General features: G+C 76.8%; 1 pseudogene. It reads right to left on the bottom strand.

What is annotated here, in order from left to right:
- A pseudogene (locus tag TW83_RS21620) lies at positions 1-706 on the bottom strand (chromosome segregation protein SMC); the annotation flags it as partial.

The following is a 706-nucleotide window of genomic DNA, read 5'->3' as shown; positions in this document are numbered from 1 at the left end:
CACGCCGTCCTCGGACCAGGGTCCGCCCGCGCCCCGTCGGCGCGGCTGGAGGCCATGGCCAGATCGGATTCTGCCCGCGTCGCGGCGCGCGCGGCCTCGGACAGCAGGCGCTCGGCCTCGCGGCGCGCATCGCGGGCCGACTTCTCGACCTCGGCGGCCTGGGCCAGATCGGCGCGGGCCGCCTCATGGGTCTCGCGGGCCTCCTCGGCGCGGGCCTCGGCACGCTCGGCCTGTTCGGTCACATGGGCCAGCTCGTTGACCTTCTGCAGATGCAGCGCAGCCGAGGACAGCGCCTGCCCCGCCATCACCCGCAGCCCGTCCCACCGAAACAGGTCGCCCTCGGGCGTCACCAGCCGCTGTCCCGCCGACAGCATCGGCTGCAGCGAGGCCCCCTGGCCTGCGTCCAGCACCAGCCCCGTCTGCGACAGCCGCCGCGCCAGCAGATCCGGGCCGCGCACATGCGGTGCCAGCGGCACGGCGCCGTCGGGCAAGGGCTGCGGATCGTCCCAGCCCGGCAGGTCGTGCCAGCCCGACCCGTCGCCGCCCACGCCCGCACGCAGATCGTCGCCCAGGGCGGCCCCGAATGCGGCCTCGTGCCCCCGCGCGACGGCCACCTGATCCAGCAGCGTGGCACCCCCGGAGCGCCCGCGATCGACCAGCCGCTGCAGGGCGGTGCGTTCGGCGGCAAGGGCCGCGGCCTCGCCCT

Origin of the sequence: Paracoccus sp. S4493 (assembly GCF_000967735.1) — a bacterium.
GTDB classification, from domain to species: domain Bacteria; phylum Pseudomonadota; class Alphaproteobacteria; order Rhodobacterales; family Rhodobacteraceae; genus Paracoccus; species Paracoccus marcusii.
The sequence above is the reverse complement of the archived record's forward strand: the minus strand, read 5'-3'. Positions and strand labels throughout refer to the sequence as shown.